This is a genomic window from Metabacillus indicus LMG 22858, from assembly GCF_000708755.2.
In the GTDB taxonomy this organism is placed as follows: domain Bacteria; phylum Bacillota; class Bacilli; order Bacillales; family Bacillaceae; genus Bacillus_P; species Bacillus_P indicus.
In genome coordinates this window covers 106,805-122,309 of the sequence record NZ_JGVU02000002.1, presented here as the reverse complement: position 1 = coordinate 122,309, position 15,505 = coordinate 106,805, and the positions used below count along the sequence as shown (strand labels likewise).

Annotated in this window: 17 protein-coding genes and 1 riboswitch; of the genes, 7 read left to right on the top strand and 10 right to left on the bottom strand. The window is 44.0% G+C overall.

The window, feature by feature from the left end:
• Positions 1-129: 129 nt before the first annotated feature.
• From AZ46_RS03805 to AZ46_RS03795, 3 genes are all read right to left on the bottom strand, one after another.
• Positions 130-1,107 carry an alpha-ketoacid dehydrogenase subunit beta gene (locus tag AZ46_RS03805; protein ID WP_029285200.1) on the bottom strand — a complete coding sequence of 326 codons (978 nt, stop codon included), beginning with the start codon at positions 1,105-1,107 and terminating at the stop codon, positions 130-132.
• Positions 1,108-1,110: 3 nt separating this feature from the next.
• Entirely contained in the window at positions 1,111-2,226 is a 1,116-nt protein-coding gene (gene pdhA / locus AZ46_RS03800; RefSeq protein ID WP_029285202.1) for a pyruvate dehydrogenase (acetyl-transferring) E1 component subunit alpha, read from the bottom strand.
• Positions 2,227-2,689: 463 nt separating this feature from the next.
• Positions 2,690-3,358, bottom strand: coding sequence for a YkyA family protein (locus AZ46_RS03795; protein WP_035319230.1), 669 nt, complete (start codon positions 3,356-3,358; stop codon positions 2,690-2,692).
• Between the two features lie 238 nt (positions 3,359-3,596).
• Here AZ46_RS03795 and AZ46_RS21380 point away from each other — a divergent pair, with 238 nt between their 5' ends.
• Positions 3,597-3,725: a YjcZ family sporulation protein gene (locus AZ46_RS21380; RefSeq protein WP_081414064.1), complete on the top strand. Its 129-nt coding sequence runs from the start codon at positions 3,597-3,599 to the stop codon at positions 3,723-3,725.
• A gap of 145 nt (positions 3,726-3,870) precedes the next feature.
• Positions 3,871-4,425, top strand: a complete 555-nt coding sequence (gene def, locus AZ46_RS03790; protein ID WP_029285205.1) for a peptide deformylase — start codon at positions 3,871-3,873, stop codon at positions 4,423-4,425.
• Between the two features lie 45 nt (positions 4,426-4,470).
• On the opposite strand, the gene AZ46_RS03785 is transcribed toward def, so the two are convergent.
• Positions 4,471-5,241, bottom strand: a complete 771-nt coding sequence (locus AZ46_RS03785) for a Cof-type HAD-IIB family hydrolase (protein ID WP_029285207.1) — start codon at positions 5,239-5,241, stop codon at positions 4,471-4,473.
• 431 nt (positions 5,242-5,672) lie between these two features.
• On the opposite strand from AZ46_RS03785, the gene AZ46_RS03780 reads away from it, so the two are divergent.
• From AZ46_RS03780 to AZ46_RS21855, 3 genes are all read left to right on the top strand, one after another.
• A complete protein-coding gene (locus AZ46_RS03780) occupies positions 5,673-5,882 on the top strand; it encodes a DNA-dependent RNA polymerase subunit epsilon (RefSeq protein WP_029285209.1) in 210 nt (69 codons plus the stop codon).
• Positions 5,883-5,886: 4 nt separating this feature from the next.
• Positions 5,887-7,554: a ribonuclease J1 gene (gene rnjA / locus AZ46_RS03775; RefSeq protein WP_029285211.1), complete on the top strand. Its 1,668-nt coding sequence runs from the start codon at positions 5,887-5,889 to the stop codon at positions 7,552-7,554.
• A 218-nt stretch (positions 7,555-7,772) separates the two neighbouring features.
• On the top strand, positions 7,773-7,910 hold the full coding sequence (locus AZ46_RS21855; protein ID WP_158001607.1) for a hypothetical protein: 138 nt from the start codon (positions 7,773-7,775) through the stop codon (positions 7,908-7,910).
• A 69-nt stretch (positions 7,911-7,979) separates the two neighbouring features.
• Here the strand turns inward: AZ46_RS21855 and ade are convergent, their stop codons facing one another.
• The 6 genes from ade to AZ46_RS03740 all read right to left on the bottom strand — a co-directional run bounded on the left by ade (position 7,980) and on the right by AZ46_RS03740 (position 13,184).
• Positions 7,980-9,701, bottom strand: a complete 1,722-nt coding sequence (gene ade, locus AZ46_RS03765; protein WP_029285215.1) for an adenine deaminase — start codon at positions 9,699-9,701, stop codon at positions 7,980-7,982.
• 65 nt (positions 9,702-9,766) lie between these two features.
• Positions 9,767-9,868, bottom strand: a riboswitch (purine riboswitch).
• A gap of 214 nt (positions 9,869-10,082) precedes the next feature.
• Positions 10,083-10,166 (bottom strand): putative holin-like toxin, encoded by an 84-nt coding sequence (locus tag AZ46_RS22555; RefSeq protein WP_406817974.1) that lies wholly within the window; start codon positions 10,164-10,166, stop codon positions 10,083-10,085.
• Positions 10,167-10,333: 167 nt separating this feature from the next.
• Positions 10,334-10,996, bottom strand: a complete 663-nt coding sequence (locus AZ46_RS03755; protein WP_029285219.1) for a potassium channel family protein — start codon at positions 10,994-10,996, stop codon at positions 10,334-10,336.
• Between the two features lie 109 nt (positions 10,997-11,105).
• On the bottom strand, positions 11,106-11,960 hold the full coding sequence (locus AZ46_RS03750; protein ID WP_029285221.1) for a gamma-glutamylcyclotransferase: 855 nt from the start codon (positions 11,958-11,960) through the stop codon (positions 11,106-11,108).
• 85 nt (positions 11,961-12,045) lie between these two features.
• Positions 12,046-12,501, bottom strand: a complete 456-nt coding sequence (locus AZ46_RS03745; protein WP_029285223.1) for a DUF6884 domain-containing protein — start codon at positions 12,499-12,501, stop codon at positions 12,046-12,048.
• A 170-nt stretch (positions 12,502-12,671) separates the two neighbouring features.
• Positions 12,672-13,184 (bottom strand): acyl-CoA thioesterase, encoded by a 513-nt coding sequence (locus AZ46_RS03740; protein ID WP_029285225.1) that lies wholly within the window; start codon positions 13,182-13,184, stop codon positions 12,672-12,674.
• A 153-nt stretch (positions 13,185-13,337) separates the two neighbouring features.
• Here AZ46_RS03740 and mreBH point away from each other — a divergent pair, with 153 nt between their 5' ends.
• Positions 13,338-14,345, top strand: a complete 1,008-nt coding sequence (gene mreBH / locus AZ46_RS03735) for a rod-share determining protein MreBH (RefSeq protein ID WP_029285227.1) — start codon at positions 13,338-13,340, stop codon at positions 14,343-14,345.
• Positions 14,346-14,609: 264 nt separating this feature from the next.
• Positions 14,610-15,464 carry a VanW family protein gene (locus tag AZ46_RS03730; RefSeq protein WP_051865208.1) on the top strand — a complete coding sequence of 285 codons (855 nt, stop codon included), beginning with the start codon at positions 14,610-14,612 and terminating at the stop codon, positions 15,462-15,464.
• The last annotated feature ends 41 nt before the right edge of the window (positions 15,465-15,505 follow it).

Below are 15,505 nucleotides of genomic sequence, written 5' to 3'. Positions count from 1 at the left end.
GAAAAGAAACCAGGTGTCAGGTCTCGGAAGAACTTTGATCGTTCAAATGCTTTTGCGCCTTCGATGCGCTCCATCATGAAACAATAACACTCTGCCCGGACCAACTGATTTCTTTTCATAAATGTATAATTAGAAATTCATTACTTTTTTAGCTGTTTCAATGACATCCTTGAAGTTAGGAAGCCATACTCCCTCTGCTTGAGAGAATGGGAAAACAGTGTCAGGAGCTGCTACGCGAAGCACAGGTGCTTCAAGGCTTAAGATAGCGCGGTCGTTGATTTCAGCCACTACGTTAGCTGCAATGCCGGCTTGCTTTTGAGCTTCCTGTACAACAATTGCACGTCCTGTTTTTTCAACAGATGCAATAATTGCGTCAATATCAATCGGGCTGATTGTGCGAAGGTCGATAACTTCTGCAGAAACGCCTTCTTTTTCAAGCTCTTCAGCCGCTTTTAAAGATTCATGAACCATTGCTCCGTAAGTGATGATTGAAAGGTCTGAACCTTCGCGCTTCACTTCTGCTTTGCCGATTTCAATTGTGTACTCTTCTTCCGGAACTTCCTGGCGGAATGAACGGTAAAGTTTCATGTGCTCAAGGAAAACGACTGGGTCGTTGTCGCGGATAGCAGAGATTAAAAGTCCTTTGGCATCGTATGGAGTTGAAGGAATAACAACCTTCACACCAGGCTGTTGCGCCATAAGACCCTCTAAGCTGTCAGCATGCATCTCAGGAGTATGAACGCCTCCGCCAAACGGTGAACGGATTGTTACTGGAGAATTCCAGCGGCCGCCTGAACGGTAGCGCATACGTGCCATTTGTCCTGAGATGGAATCCATTACTTCGTAAACGAAACCGAAGAACTGGATTTCAGCAACCGGACGGAAACCTGTCAGGCCAAGTCCGATTGCAAGACCGCCGATTCCTGATTCAGCAAGCGGCGTGTCAAACACGCGGTCTTCGCCAAATTCTTTTTGAAGTCCTTCTGTAGCACGGAATACTCCTCCGTTTACGCCAACGTCTTCTCCGAATAGAAGAACGTTTGAATCGTTTTTAAGTTCTGTGCGGAGAGCATCCGTAATTGCTTGAATCATTGTCATTTGAGCCATGGCTTACTTCGACTCCTTTGCTTTGTAGATTTCATATTGCTCTTTCAGATTGAATGGCATTTCTTCATACATGATATCCATTAGATCTGTTACTTTTTGTTTTGGATATTCATCCGCTTTTTTAATCGCTTCTTTAATATCTTCTTTAGCCTGTTCGATCACTTTGTTCTCTTCTTCTTCGCTCCAGATGCCTTTTGTTTCAAGGAATTTGCGGAAGCGTACAAGAGGATCTTTTTCTTCCCACTCGGTGTCAAGCTCTTTTGTGCGGTAGCGTGTCGGATCATCGCCGGCCATTGTATGCGGGCCATAGCGGTAAGTAAGTGTTTCAACAAGTGTCGGGCCTTCGCCGTTTACAGCGCGCTCGCGTGCATCACGCACAGCAGCGTATACAGCAAGTGCATCCATGCCGTCAACTTGAATACCTACGATACCTGCAGCAGCCGCTTTTTGAGCGATTGTCTGTGCAGCTGATTGTTTTTCAACCGGAGTTGAGATCGCAAAACGGTTGTTTTGCACAACGAAGATAGCCGGTGCTTTATAAGCGCCTGCAAAGTTGATTCCTTCGTAGAAATCGCCCTGAGATGCTCCGCCGTCACCAGTGTAAGTGATTGCAACAGCTTTTTTATCTTTCTTTTTAAGTCCAAGTGCAACACCCGCTGTCTGGATGATTTGAGCACCGATGATAATTTGAGGAGATAATGCATTTACATCCTCAGGGAACTGGTTTCCGTGGAAATGTCCGCGTGAGAAAAGGAATGCTTGGTATAAAGGAAGTCCGTGCCAGATAATCTGAGGCACATCACGGTATCCAGGAAGAACGAAATCTTCTTTTTCAAGTGCAAAATGAGAAGCGATCTGTGAAGCTTCCTGTCCTGCTGTCGGTGCATAAAATCCTAAACGGCCCTGGCGGTTCAATGAAATTGAGCGCTGGTCCAAAATACGCGTATACACCATACGGCGCATTAATTCTTTTAATTGGTCATCTGACAAGTCCGGCATTGCAGCTTCATTTACTACCTCGCCCTGCTCATTCAGAATTTGGAACGTTTCAAACTGCTTTGCAATTCCTTCAAATTGCTTTTTGCTGTCAACTACAGCATTTTTCGTTTTAGCAGCCATCTAAGTCACCTGTCCTTTCTCTAATAAAAAATAATTCTTGATTATATGACACATACAGCATTAGCCTTCCCAAAATGACATCTTATGACACATTATTTTAGGCTTCACTCTACATATCTTTATACCACTTTAGAGAATGCCGAAACGTTCTCTATGTATTGGACAGTACAAAAATCTGTACTAATTAAAGGGAAGAAAAAAATTAATACAATTCATTTCAACATGTTTTAGTGTACACCATTAAAAATGTATACGTCAATTGATTTATACTGATATTCTTTCAACCTTTTTGCTGCTTTTCATTTTACTTTTATTCCCTTTTAATCAATCTGTACTATAACTATTTGATATTCTGTACTATAAAAATCGATACAGCATTGTCTCTTTTTGCAGTTCCAGACATATCCTTCGTCAGCATACAAAAAATGCAGGGGCGGCTGCTCCCTGCATTCACTGAACTCCATTATGACGTTTTGCCTTTGGCATCTGACTGCTCGACTTCAATTCCGGCTTTTTTGTAAAAATCCATCTTAGCCTTGTTGTACTTTTTAGTAAAATCGTTGAATTCTTTATTCAGAGCCGCCACTTTTTCGTAGCTGCTGTTAATTTCCGTGATTTTCGCTTCCAGTTCCTCAAGCTTCAGATCTTTTTTCTGAAAAAGCTGATACAGCTCTTTATCAAGAGCGATCGCTTCATTATAAGCTGCAGAAAGTGCATCGTAAGCGTCGTAGCGCTGCTGCATCAATTTTTGCAGGTCAGAAGCTTTGCTTTTCAGAGCCTGATCATCCAGGTTCTTTGAAATGTCCTCAACTGCTTTGAATTCTTCTTTCGAATCCATGATGCTCTCTTTTTCATCTTCGGCTCTTTTCTCTCTTTCTTCAACGACAGAAAGTGCTTCTTCAGAAAGTGAGACGATTTTTTCATACTCTTTCATGCCGAGTGAAATGATTTCTTCGTAAAGTTCGTTTTCTTTTTTCTCAAGTTCCACCAATGGCTCCTGCTGATCTTCGAATGAACTTTCCGCCGAAACGGCTTTCTCAAGAGCATTATACATTTCTTCCTCTGCAGAAGTACCGCTGCAACCTGCCAGGAATAATGCTCCGGCAAGCAGCACTGCAGAAGCTGCAACCATTTTTTTCACCGCGAGTCCCCCTAACCCATTCAACATATTTACTATAAAAGGTTCTGGGTATTTTTACAATATTTTTATTTGTTTTAAAACTCCGGCATCTGAAAAATGACATTCATTTTTTGGGGAACTGGGCTATCGTCTATACACATTCAACCAAAAAACATAGGTTATATTAGACGCTGAAGGCTGATGCACAGGCTGCTGAGGGTAAAGCGTCACATTTAAAGGAGGTTTTCTCATGTACGGTTATCCTGGATACGGTTATGGCGGCTGCGGCTATCCTGGTTATGGACGCACGTTTGCTCTGATTGTTGTATTGTTTATTCTATTAATTATCGTAGGAGCAGCGTTTGTAGGTCATTGCTAAAAATGGCTTGCGGCAGCAGAGCCCACATTCGATGTGGGCCGCCGCATCCAAAAATGATACTGGTGGACAAGCAGGACTTTTCGTTTGATCCAAGTTCCATTATACTTAGTAAGATAATTCAGCAGGAAAAGGAGTGTGAGTCCGGGTGATTACTACGGAGGATATTATCAGGGAAGGTCATCCAACCTTGCGTAAAGCTGCAGAAGAAGTGCCGATGCCGCCTTCTGATGAAGATAAAAAAACGCTGCAGGAGCTGCTTGAATATGTCCAGAACAGCCAGAATCCCGAGATGATTGAAAAATACGGCCTGAGACCCGGGATTGGCCTTGCAGCCCCTCAAATAAATGTCTCCAAACGGATGATTGCCATCCGGTTAACAGATGAAAAGGGCCAATTGCACAGTTACGCTCTGTTCAATCCTAAAATTGTAAGTCATTCAGTTGAGAAAAGTTATTTAACAAGCGGAGAGGGCTGTCTCTCAGTTGACAGACCTGTTCCGGGATATGTTCCGCGCTATGCGAGAATCCGGGTAAAAGCCGTATCCCTTGAAGGAGAAAATGTAGACCTCAGACTTCGCGGGCTGCTTGCCATCGTCTTTCAGCACGAAATTGACCATTTAAACGGTGTGATGTTCTACGATCACATCAGCAGTGAAGACCCTTTGCAAGAACCTGAAGGCGCCATTGCAATCGAACGGTAAAAGTAAGCACGTAAAAACCTGTCTGCTCTGCAGACAGGTTTTTTCTTATAGAAGACCGGTTTTCTTCAAGCCGTTCAAAATACCGTCTTCATCTACACTCGTTGTGATTTCATCTGCAATTTCTTTGAGTTCGGAAACCGCATTCCCCATAGCCACGCCGGTTCCTGCAAATTTAATCATTTCAAGGTCATTCAGCCCGTCACCAAATGCATATACATTTTCTTTGCTGATATTTAGGCGTTCGATAAGCTTTTTGATCCCCTCTGCCTTTGATCCGCCAAATGGAAGAATATCTGTTGCAAGTTCATGCCAGCGGATGATGTGAAAATCCTCGTATTTTTTATAAGCCTCTTCTTCGCCTTCTTTGCAGAACAGCAGCGTCTGATAAATCTCACGATTCCGGTAGAATTCCGGATCATGCTCTGGGTGCATGAATTTCAGGCTTCCCATGCTTTCATGTATGTAAGGGTGATCTGTTTCTGTTGACATCATCGTTTCATTGCTCATAAAGACAAGCGGATGATTCGAAGTTTTTGCGTATTCATATAATTCTTCCAGACGTTCTGTATGAAGCGGGTTTTTATAAATCACTTCACCTTCGAAAACAACATATTGTCCGTTGAAGCTGACAAAGGAATCGATTCCAAGCTCGCGGCGAAGGTCTTCAAACATGAACGGGGCTCTTCCTGTTGCAATCGCAACATGGTGTCCCGCTTTTTTCACATCCTCTACCGCTTTTCTTGTTGAATCAGGAATTTCCTTATCATGATTAAGCAATGTTCCGTCTATATCAAAAAAGATTACGTTACCTGTCATAGTATAGGTCTCCTTACTTGTACTTAATTTGGACAGCTTTTACATGACTCATCATAGCGGAAAATAAATGCAGCCACAACCAAAACACCTGCATTTTTTGCCGCAGCCCCCCTTCCATAAATACCCATGTTATCTTTTCCGATATTCACATATACTAAGTCTGGCAGATTCGAACGGTAAACAATCCGAAAATTGGACAAGATGGGAGTGTGGGACATAATGATGAAAAAACTCAGACGCAGATTGCGTTCTCAATGGAATAGCATTCTCGGCAGAAAATCAATAGCGTAATGAAACCTTTCTGCCCGCAGAAAGGTTTTTTCTTTCCTCCAAAAACGCCCCGGGACCGGGTGAGGGTTGGCTTAGAGGCCATTATCGAATATAATAGAACAAGTTAGTCTAACATACGGCAGTTAAGGAGAGATTTGGCAATGTTATACAAAGTTTATTTTCAGGAAAAACTCGGAGAGGTTCCTGTTCGCGAAAAAACAAAAACCCTTTATATTGAAGCTAAAACAGAAGGCGATGCACGCAATAAACTGAAGGAACGCAATCACAACATTGAATTTGTTCAATCTGTTGAAGGTGCTTACTTAGAATACGAAAAACAAAACGAAAACTTTAAAGTATTGGAGATTTGATTTTATGAAATTTGTTAAAAATGACCAGGTAGCGGTTTTTGCTCTTGGTGGACTTGGAGAAATCGGGAAAAACACGTACGGTGTCCAGTTCCAGGATGAGATCATCATGATTGATGCGGGCATTAAGTTTCCTGAAGAGGAACTGCTTGGAATTGATTATGTTATACCCGATTATACGTACTTAGTAAAAAACGAGGATAAAATTAAGGGGCTTTTCATCACGCACGGCCACGAAGATCATATTGGAGGAATTCCCTACCTTTTAAAGCAAGTGAACATTCCGATCTACGGAGGTAAGCTTGCCCTCGGACTTATCCGCAACAAATTAGAAGAGCACGGTTTGCTTCGCCAGGCTAAACTCATCGAAATTAAAGAAGATGACATTATTAAGTTCAGAAAAACGTCTGTAACATTCTTCCGCACTACTCACAGCATTCCGGATTCTTATGGAATCGTTGTCAAAACACCGCCGGGAAATATCGTCCATACAGGAGACTTTAAATTCGATTTCACACCTGTCGGCGAACCTGCCAACTTGACGAAAATGGCTGAGATCGGCAAAGAAGGCGTACTGTGCCTGTTATCAGACAGCACAAACAGCGAAATTCCCCATTTCACAATGTCAGAGCGCCGCGTTGGGGAAAGCATCCAGGAAATTTTCCGGAAAGTCGACGGACGCGTCATTTTCGCTACCTTTGCATCCAACATTCACAGGCTCCAGCAGGTAGTAGAAGCTGCGGTTCAGCATGGCAGAAAAATTGCCGTATTTGGCCGTAGCATGGAATCTGCCATTACAATTGGTCAGGATCTTGGCTACATTCAGTGTCCGAAAGATACATTTGTTGAGCCTCATGAAATTAACCGCCTTCCTGCAAACAGAGTGACCATTCTCTGCACAGGAAGCCAGGGTGAACCGATGGCTGCTCTTTCCCGCATCGCGAACGGAACACACCGCCAGATTCAGATTATTCCTGGCGACACTGTTGTTTTCTCATCTTCGCCGATTCCGGGCAACACAATCAGCGTAAGCCGGACCATTAACCAGCTCTACCGTGCAGGAGCAGAAGTCATTCACGGTTCATTGAGCGACGTTCATACTTCAGGCCACGGCGGCCAGGAAGAACAAAAGCTGATGCTGCGCCTTATGAAACCTGAATACTTTATGCCAATTCACGGTGAATACCGCATGCAGATTATGCACTCCAAGCTCGCAAAGGATTGCGGAGTAGCTGCAGAAAACTGCTTTATCATGGATAACGGCGAAGTGCTTGCATTAAGCGACCGCGAAGTGTCCGTAGCAGGCAAAATCCCTTCAGGATCTGTTTACATTGACGGCAGCGGAATTGGCGACATCGGAAACATCGTTCTCAGAGACCGCCGCATTCTTTCAGAAGAAGGACTTGTCATTGTAGTCGTAAGCATTAATATGAAAGAATTTAAAATTTCAGCCGGTCCAGACATCATTTCACGCGGATTTGTCTATATGAGAGAATCCGGCGACCTGATCAATGACGCCCAGGTTCTGATTACAAAACACTTGAATAAAGTGATGGAACGCCGCACAAGCCAGTGGTCTGAAATCAAAAATGAAATTACAGACACACTTGCACCGTTCCTGTATGAAAAAACAAAACGCCGCCCGATGATCCTGCCGATTATCATGGAGGTTTAATCTAGAATGCTGCAAGCCGGGATTCTTCCCGGACGCACCATCTTATATTTTTTGAAGAAGACTGCCCTGCTAACGGCAGTCTTTTTCATTCTCCGAAGTTATGCTTTTACCGGCACATTCTCCTCCTTAAACCATCTTGAAGCTGAGTGTCATTTGGGGTATAATGAACTGACCGTTCAGTCAAGTACTTTTAGATTCAGAAAGGTAGTGCCTAAGCGATGAAAAAGCCATCCTCTCTTGAAAAATTTGTACAGCGTTTAAAAGAAAAAGGTGTAAAGGCGGACGTGATCAGCCCTGCCACTAAAAAGGCGGTCACTCTTTTGCAGATCGACAGAAAGACTCAGTTTGAAAATTAGAGCAGCATTGCATTCTTACATACATTTTAAAAAACCGGTCCCAGAAATTTCTGGGACCGGTTTTTTCTGTTATATATGTCTGAATTCAGCAACATCAAATATGCCTTCGCACGTTATTTTCAGCTCCGGAATAACCGGAAGGCCGAGAAACGACAATGTCAGAAACGGATTAAAGCTGTCCGGAAGGCCGGTTACAGCAAGAGCATCATGAATCTTTTGCAGGCCATCAAGAACTTTTTCATAAGGCTGATCTGACAGCAGACCGGATACAGGAAGAGGAAGCTTTGCGAGGATTTTCCCGTCAGCCGCAACGGCAAGTCCTCCCCCCATTTCCTTGATTGCTGCTGCAGCGTGGATGAGATCCTCATCACTCATGCCGGCAGCAATGAGGTTGTGAGAGTCATGTGCAATCGTCGTTGCTATGGCGCCGCGCTTCATCGGGAACCCTTTCAGAATTCCTTTGCCGATCAGCCCGGTTCCTTTATGACGTTCAGCCATGATCAGCTTTACGTGCCCAAGATCTGCGGATGGAACAAAAAATCCTCCTTCCGTATTGACGCACTCCTCAGCCCTTCGCGTGATGAGCTGATTGGGCACAGCTTCAATTATAGTCATCAGCTGATTTTCGTCTGCACGGACAGCAAGCATGGAGGAATCGATTTCAGGAAGAACAACAGAATCCAGCAGCATGCCGGGAACCTTTCTTCGATCTGCGGTTTTCACCGTTTTTCCATTGGCTGCGGTTAGCACCCCTCGCTTATAAACTGAATCAACTTTAAAACTGCTTAAATCATCTACGAGTACAAGATCTGCATCATATCCTGGCGCTACAGCACCCTTGCTTTTAAGCCCGTAACATTCTGCAGCATTCAAAGTCGCCATCCCAATGGCTGTTACAGGATGTATACCATGTTTAACTGCAAGTCTGATATGATGGTCCACACTTCCCTCTTTTACAAGATCATCAAGGTGTTTATCATCTGTGCAGAATAAAAATCTGCGGGCATTCTTCTGATTGACCGCCCTAATAACCCGGTTAAAGTCTTTAGCCGCAGACCCTTGCCTGATCTGCACATACATTCCCCGCTGCACGCGTTGTATTGCCTCTTGGGCAGTCGTCACTTCGTGATCCGTACTTATTCCGGCCGATCTGTAAACATTGGCCATATCCGAAGGGAGCCCCGCCATATGGCCGTCAAGCAAGCTGGAATGCTTCAGCGCCATTTCAAGCTTATCCATCATACTGTCTGACGTGTTACTTACAGCTACATAGTCCATCACTTCCGCAAGGCCAATGACACGTTCATGCAGAAAAAAAGGCTGGAGGTCCTCTGCTTCAAGTCTTGCACCTGAATGCTCAAAGCTTGTTGCCGGAACACAGGATGGAAGCATAATGAAAACATCAAGCGGTATGCCCTCTGAGCTGTCAAGCATGTACTGAATGCCATTCACCCCCGAAACATTGGCAATTTCATGAGGATCTGCTATCACGGCAGTTACTCCGTGCGGAAGCACAGCTTCAGCAAATTCGTGAGGAGGAACCATGGAGGATTCAATGTGGACATGACCGTCAATCAGGCCGGGACAGATAAATTTGTCTGATGCATCGATCTCATCATGCCCCTCATAATCGCCGATGCCGACTATTTTCCCCGCTGAAACGGCGACATCGCCCTGGATGATGTCCAAATTAAACACATCCACGATACGGGCATTTTTAAAAACAAGCTCTGCTTTTTCTTTTTTTGATGCAGCCCGGATCTTGTATTTCAATTCTTCTTTTTCAGTCATAAAAAAACCCCTCGCTTTTATAGGCTTGCGAAGAGGATGCAAAAGAAAGACGCATGTGTTTGCGCCTGTTCTAATATAATCCCCGCAGTCAAACTTTTTACGGCAGTTCGGTAGAAACTTTTGGACCTTATTTCCAAAATTATACGAGAAAAGATGTTTAATTAGTTTCATATACTAAGGCACATCAGCCTTGCAGTCAATCTTTTTTTCTGCTTATAGAAAAGCTCTTTCTGAGGAAGGCTATAAAAGGAAGGCAATAAATAAAGCCGCAGGTGCTTGACAGCCTGCGGCCTGCATACAAGGGTCCCGAATCTGGGGCCGGCCTGAAAGAAACAGTCAAAGAACATTCCAGACCTCGCCTGCAGCCGAACAGCCGGGGGTCTATTTTTTATGGTCAAATGACAGGATGGCAATGATAAGCGTGGCGAAAGAGATAGCTAACGTCAAGCTTTCAAAGACTGTCATCCGGGCATCACCCCCTTCCTTTGCTTCAAAAGAAAAGAGACAGGGGCTCAGCCGACCGCCCAGCTGGAATCCAGCATGTATACATTATCAAGTATGCCACTTTTCCAAAAGTACAAACGGACAGACGAGGCATGTCATATGAAAAAAAGACACGCAATGTGTCTTTTTTAAGCTTCCAAAACCCGCTTTTCAAACCGGTCTATATCTGTATCTGCACCTATGACAATCAGAATATCGCCTTTTTGGATAATTTCATCGGCCTGGGGAGATACGAAAATTTCTTTATCTCTTTTAATGGCAACAATGTTAATCCCGTATTTTGCACGAATATCAAGATCAATCAGCGTGTTTCCATCAAGCTTGCTGTTAGCCACAATCTCAACGATGCTGTGTTCATCTGAAAGCTCAAGATAATCAAGCACATTGTTTGAAATAAGATTATGGGCAATCCGTCTACCCATATCCCGCTCTGGATGGACAATCTGATCGGCGCCTATTTTTGAAAGCACCTTTTCGTGATAATCATTCTGGGCTTTGACCGTAATGAACTTTACTCCCAGCTCCTTAAGCATCAGAGTGGTGAGGATGCTCGACTGGATATTATCCCCAATCGCAACAATGACATGATCAAAGTTTCGGATACCAAGGCTTTTAAGTACTGCCTCATCTGTTGTATCCCCTACAACAGCATGTGACGCGATGTTGGCAAATTCGTTCACTTTATCTTCATCAAGATCAATCGCCATTACTTCCATGCCTTCTTCACTGAGCTCACGGCAAATGCTGCCGCCAAAGCGTCCAAGGCCGATAACTGCAAAATCTTTTTTCATATGTACTTCCTCCAGCTATCATTTTGCAAATAAATGTTACCATAACTTTAAACCCAAAAAATCAAAATGGCAAGCGCCATCCAGGCGGCCTTATCCGCAGAATGAAATCCTACATTTCGGGTAGCTCATCCATATAGCGTTTTATTTGCTTCACATATTCTGGACTTAGTCGTCCCTCAGCACCTTTTAATATCTCTGACGAATAATGACCAGGCGGCCGAAACTCTTCTTTCTTGTCGATGACTGTAAAAGTCAGACACTGCTTGTATTCACGGCCATTTACCTTTACTCCGATAAATGCAGGGCGGTACATGCCTGTTCCTACGCCTTCTCTCACATAAAGATACTCGACAGCTTCTTTGGAAACTCTGTACAGAATTCCTTCCGCTCCCCCGTGTTCCTCAACAAGATCTGCACGTCCGCCGTCATTTACGGAAATAGTGAATTTCACCGAATATCGCTCTGTTTTCCCTGCCCCTATCACTTCAGAAAAGTGATGATCGACTCCTGCAAGTTTGAAGCGTTCTGTATCCATGCAGGACCCATAAGCAAAGTACAGCGTTTCTTCTGGCAATTCGGAAGCAAACAAATATTCTTTCCAGTCGCCGCTCTCAATCTGTTTCATCCCGTTTGTTCTGCTTTCGTTCATTACATAGGTAAGAGCGTGGAATTCTCCAGTATCCGTCATAACAGTGACTTCTTTAAGGTCAAATAAGTTATTCTGGTGGTTTTCGGCAAAGTACCCCTCCAACTCATGGATGCGTTCCAGATTTTCTTTGTCCAGTACATACAGCTCCCCATAAACAGCTCCGGATTCAGCTGTCATTGCAGGATATCCTTCCCCCGTGTCATAAAGCTTTCCTGACGTCCGAGCCTGTTCAGCTTTGCACGAGGCCTCTTTCATATATGTAAAATTGCTTTCTCCGTGCCGGAGTGTTCCATAAACAAACAAGCTTACTTTCATTATGTTCCTTTTTCTCCTTTCACGGCTGATTTTCTTCAGTATACCATTTTCTCAATTGCCGGTATATTCTGACTGAACCGGCAGTTCAGCAGTGAATCCTTCTTTTTTCAGCAATGGCTTTTTTCAGTTTTTGCTGCATATAGCCGATCCCCTTGCACCCGCTTAAAGGAAAAACAGCTTCCCCTTCAAACACCGAATCTGCTATAGGTCTGAATTTTTTTCCGCCAAGGACTACTTGGCGCTCATACTGCATCAGATTTTTTTCGGCTGCCTGCTTCTTTAAGTCTTCCAGTTTCATAATCTCGTCTGATTTCATGCTGAAAGAAAGGTTATATGGACCATGCACTGGATCCTCCGGCAGCAGGAAACCGTGTTTAGCCGACAGAATCACCCATTGATCATGATAGAAAAGATCTGCATACTGTCTGCAAAGCAAATGAAACGTTCCTGTATAGGCGTATTTTGCCTCCACTTCGCCAATATCCGGCTCCTTATCCCATATTTTCCTGTTTCCGCACGGTATGATACAAAGCTCTTTCATCTCTGAATCCATCCTCCTGGAAGTTTGTTCTTGTTCATTTAAGCGGTGCATGCATGCTAAACTCTAAGTATTGGAACAAACAATATATAAAGCAAGTTTACTTAAAATCTATCTCAGGGAACATATTGTTGATTTCCTGAAAAAAACCGCGTGGTCCTGCAGCTTTCGCTTCAGCACCACGGATAGTCCGTTCCAAATGCAGCTGCCATGCCAGCAGCTTCTTCTTTGCGTTTTTTTCTGATTGCTGCCCGCTTCAGTGCGGAGTCATGCAGCATTTTTTCTGTTTCTGATTCAGGCACCACCTGCGGGACAGGTGTGGGCTTGTTATGTTTGTCTACGGCAACCATCGTTAAAAACGACATGGCGCAAAGGTTTCTGTTGCCGTTCAGGAGATCTTCGGAAATGACTTTCACAAATACTTCCATTGACGTTCTTCCTGTATACGTCACAAATGCTTCAAGACAGACTGAATTCCCTTCATAAATAGGATGAAGAAAATCAACAGAATCTGTGGACGCTGTGACGACCGGCGTCCTAGCATGCCTGATTGCTGCTATTGCTGCAACATCGTCGATATACGACATCAGCCTTCCTCCAAATAACGTCCCGTAGTTATTTGTATCTGACGGAAGGACAATGCTTGTTTTCACAACAAAAGAGTGTCGGCAGAACTTTATTTCCACTTACATTCACTTCCTTTTTCGGTCCTTTCCTTTGTATGCCCTTAAAAACCGAAAAAATTCATGAGGAAATAGTTGATCCTGCCCCCATAAATCGACACTCTTTGCAGAATACTTATGAAAGACTCGAAATCTATGAGGATTGGGTGAAGATAAATGTTTTCTACTTCTGAAATTGGAATTGATTTAGGCACAGCAAACATTCTTGTCTACAGCAAGGATAAAGGAATTGCTCTAAATGAACCGTCCGTAGTGGCGATTGATACTGTTACAAAAAATGTACTCGCCGTCGGCACGGAAGCAAAAAGCATGATCGGCAAAACGCCTGGTAAAATAGTGGCTGTACGCCCTCTTAAAGACGGTGTCATTGCCGATTATGATGTAACCACCGAAATGCTTAAGCAGATCATGAAAAAAGCGTCGAAGAAACTTGGATTTTCAATCAGAAAACCAACTGTTGTCGTGTGCACGCCTTCTGGCGCTACAAGCGTTGAGCGCCGCGCCATCCACGATGCTGTTAAGAATTCAGGCGCAAAAATTGTTCATTTAATTGAAGAGCCGGTTGCTGCTGCAATTGGCGCTGATCTGCCTGTTGATGAACCGATCGCAAATGTGATTGTTGATATCGGCGGCGGTACGACTGAAGTTGCCATTATTTCATTCGGCGGTGTCGTATCGTGCCACTCTATCAGAATCGGAGGCGATCAGCTTGATGAAGATATTATCGGCTACGTCCGCAAAAATTACAACCTGCTGATTGGCGAACGCACAGCAGAGAACATTAAAATGGAAATCGGCTATGCCCTGGTCAAACATGAAGAGCTTCATATGGATGTCAGAGGCCGTGATCTTGTGACAGGACTTCCAAAAACGATTACACTGTCATCTGCAGAAATGCAAAACGCGATGAGAGAATCCCTGCTTCACATTCTTGAAGCGATACGCGCTACTCTTGAAGACTGCCCGCCTGAGCTGAGCGGTGATATCGTAGACCGCGGTGTGATTCTGACAGGAGGAGGGGCTTTAATGAAAGGCATGCAGGAGTGGCTGAGCGAAGAGATTGTCGTTCCTGTTCACCTTGCACCAAACCCTCTGGAATCTGTGGCGATTGGAACAGGAAGATCTCTGCAGGTTATTCATAAACTTCAAAAAGTCTCTAAATAACCGGAAATGGACCGCTCCCTGAGCGGTTCTTTTTCTCGTTAAAAACAGAACATACGTTCCTTCTTTTTTATTTTATCAGCTAATACTATGAAATTCAACCTTAGCAAAATATTCTTTTTTTCTCCAAATTTTTGAAACTTTATCTCTTTCCTTTTCGTCTTATCTATTGTATGATTCACAATAAATGATAGATAACTGGGGGAGAACACCATTAAACGCTTTTTAATTGCTGTATGTATTGTTGCAGGTTTAAGCGGATGCGGATTGGGAGAAAAAGAGGTGCTGCTGACAGCTAAAAATGCCGTCAGCGCCAAAGCGGTCTCGGCAAAAGCTGCTGAAATCAGCCGGGAGTTTGCCTTAATCGATCCAAGAGACGGCAAAGCGGTCAAAACCATTGAAGCTGCTCCTCTGTCAGATAAAGCAGCCCACGCAGAAAATATGCAAAAGCTTGTGAAAGAGCTTGCCGGACAGTATGACAGGCCAATGACACCTTCAAAGATAAGAAACGGCAAGCTAGAACCTGGTCAAAGCAGAGTAATTCTGGATGAAAAAGCATTGCTCCAGCAGCTGATGTCGCTGCCTGCTTTTGACAGGGATATTATCCTTCCGATCACAGAAACATCACCAAACGTTACGGCAGAATCATTGACCGGTGCTTCTCAGAAAGTGATTGGAACCTACAGAACGACATTTAATTCTACAGTAAAGGGCAGGAGCATGAATATCGCTTTGTCTGCAAATGCGATCGACCAGATTGTACTTGGCCCCGGAGACAGATTTGCTTTTAATCAGACAGTCGGCGAACGGACTCCTGCACGCGGATACCAAAAAGCAATGGAGATCGTCAATAAAGAATTTGTCGAGGGCATCGGCGGAGGAATATGCCAGACTTCCAGCACTCTGTACAACGCAGTGGCTCAGGCAGGACTTGAAATCATTGAACTTCACCACCATTCCAAAGAAGTCGGCTATGTTCCTATAAATAAGGATGCTACCGTTTCATGGGGCGGATATGATTTTAAGTTTATGAACAGCAAAGACCATCCAGTCATTATTAAGACTATGACAGACCTCACAAGCGGCAGTCTTCAAGTACAGATCATTGAAGCAGTAAAATAAACAACTCGCTGGAGCCAAAAAAGCTGAGACGGAATTCCGTC

Coding starts and splice junctions, on each gene's coding strand:
- AZ46_RS03805 (WP_029285200.1), bottom strand. CDS start 1,107: ATGGCTCAAATGACAATGATTCAAGCAATTACGGATGCTCTCCGCACA.
- pdhA (WP_029285202.1), bottom strand. CDS start 2,226: ATGGCTGCTAAAACGAAAAATGCTGTAGTTGACAGCAAAAAGCAATTT.
- AZ46_RS03795 (WP_035319230.1), bottom strand. CDS start 3,358: ATGGTTGCAGCTTCTGCAGTGCTGCTTGCCGGAGCATTATTCCTGGCA.
- AZ46_RS21380 (WP_081414064.1), top strand. CDS start 3,597: ATGTACGGTTATCCTGGATACGGTTATGGCGGCTGCGGCTATCCTGGT.
- AZ46_RS03785 (WP_029285207.1), bottom strand. CDS start 5,241: ATGACAGGTAACGTAATCTTTTTTGATATAGACGGAACATTGCTTAAT.
- AZ46_RS03780 (WP_029285209.1), top strand. CDS start 5,673: ATGTTATACAAAGTTTATTTTCAGGAAAAACTCGGAGAGGTTCCTGTT.
- rnjA (WP_029285211.1), top strand. CDS start 5,887: ATGAAATTTGTTAAAAATGACCAGGTAGCGGTTTTTGCTCTTGGTGGA.
- AZ46_RS21855 (WP_158001607.1), top strand. CDS start 7,773: ATGAAAAAGCCATCCTCTCTTGAAAAATTTGTACAGCGTTTAAAAGAA.
- ade (WP_029285215.1), bottom strand. CDS start 9,701: ATGACTGAAAAAGAAGAATTGAAATACAAGATCCGGGCTGCATCAAAA.
- AZ46_RS22555 (WP_406817974.1), bottom strand. CDS start 10,166: ATGACAGTCTTTGAAAGCTTGACGTTAGCTATCTCTTTCGCCACGCTT.
- AZ46_RS03755 (WP_029285219.1), bottom strand. CDS start 10,996: ATGAAAAAAGATTTTGCAGTTATCGGCCTTGGACGCTTTGGCGGCAGC.
- AZ46_RS03750 (WP_029285221.1), bottom strand. CDS start 11,960: ATGAAAGTAAGCTTGTTTGTTTATGGAACACTCCGGCACGGAGAAAGC.
- AZ46_RS03745 (WP_029285223.1), bottom strand. CDS start 12,501: ATGAAAGAGCTTTGTATCATACCGTGCGGAAACAGGAAAATATGGGAT.
- mreBH (WP_029285227.1), top strand. CDS start 13,338: ATGTTTTCTACTTCTGAAATTGGAATTGATTTAGGCACAGCAAACATT.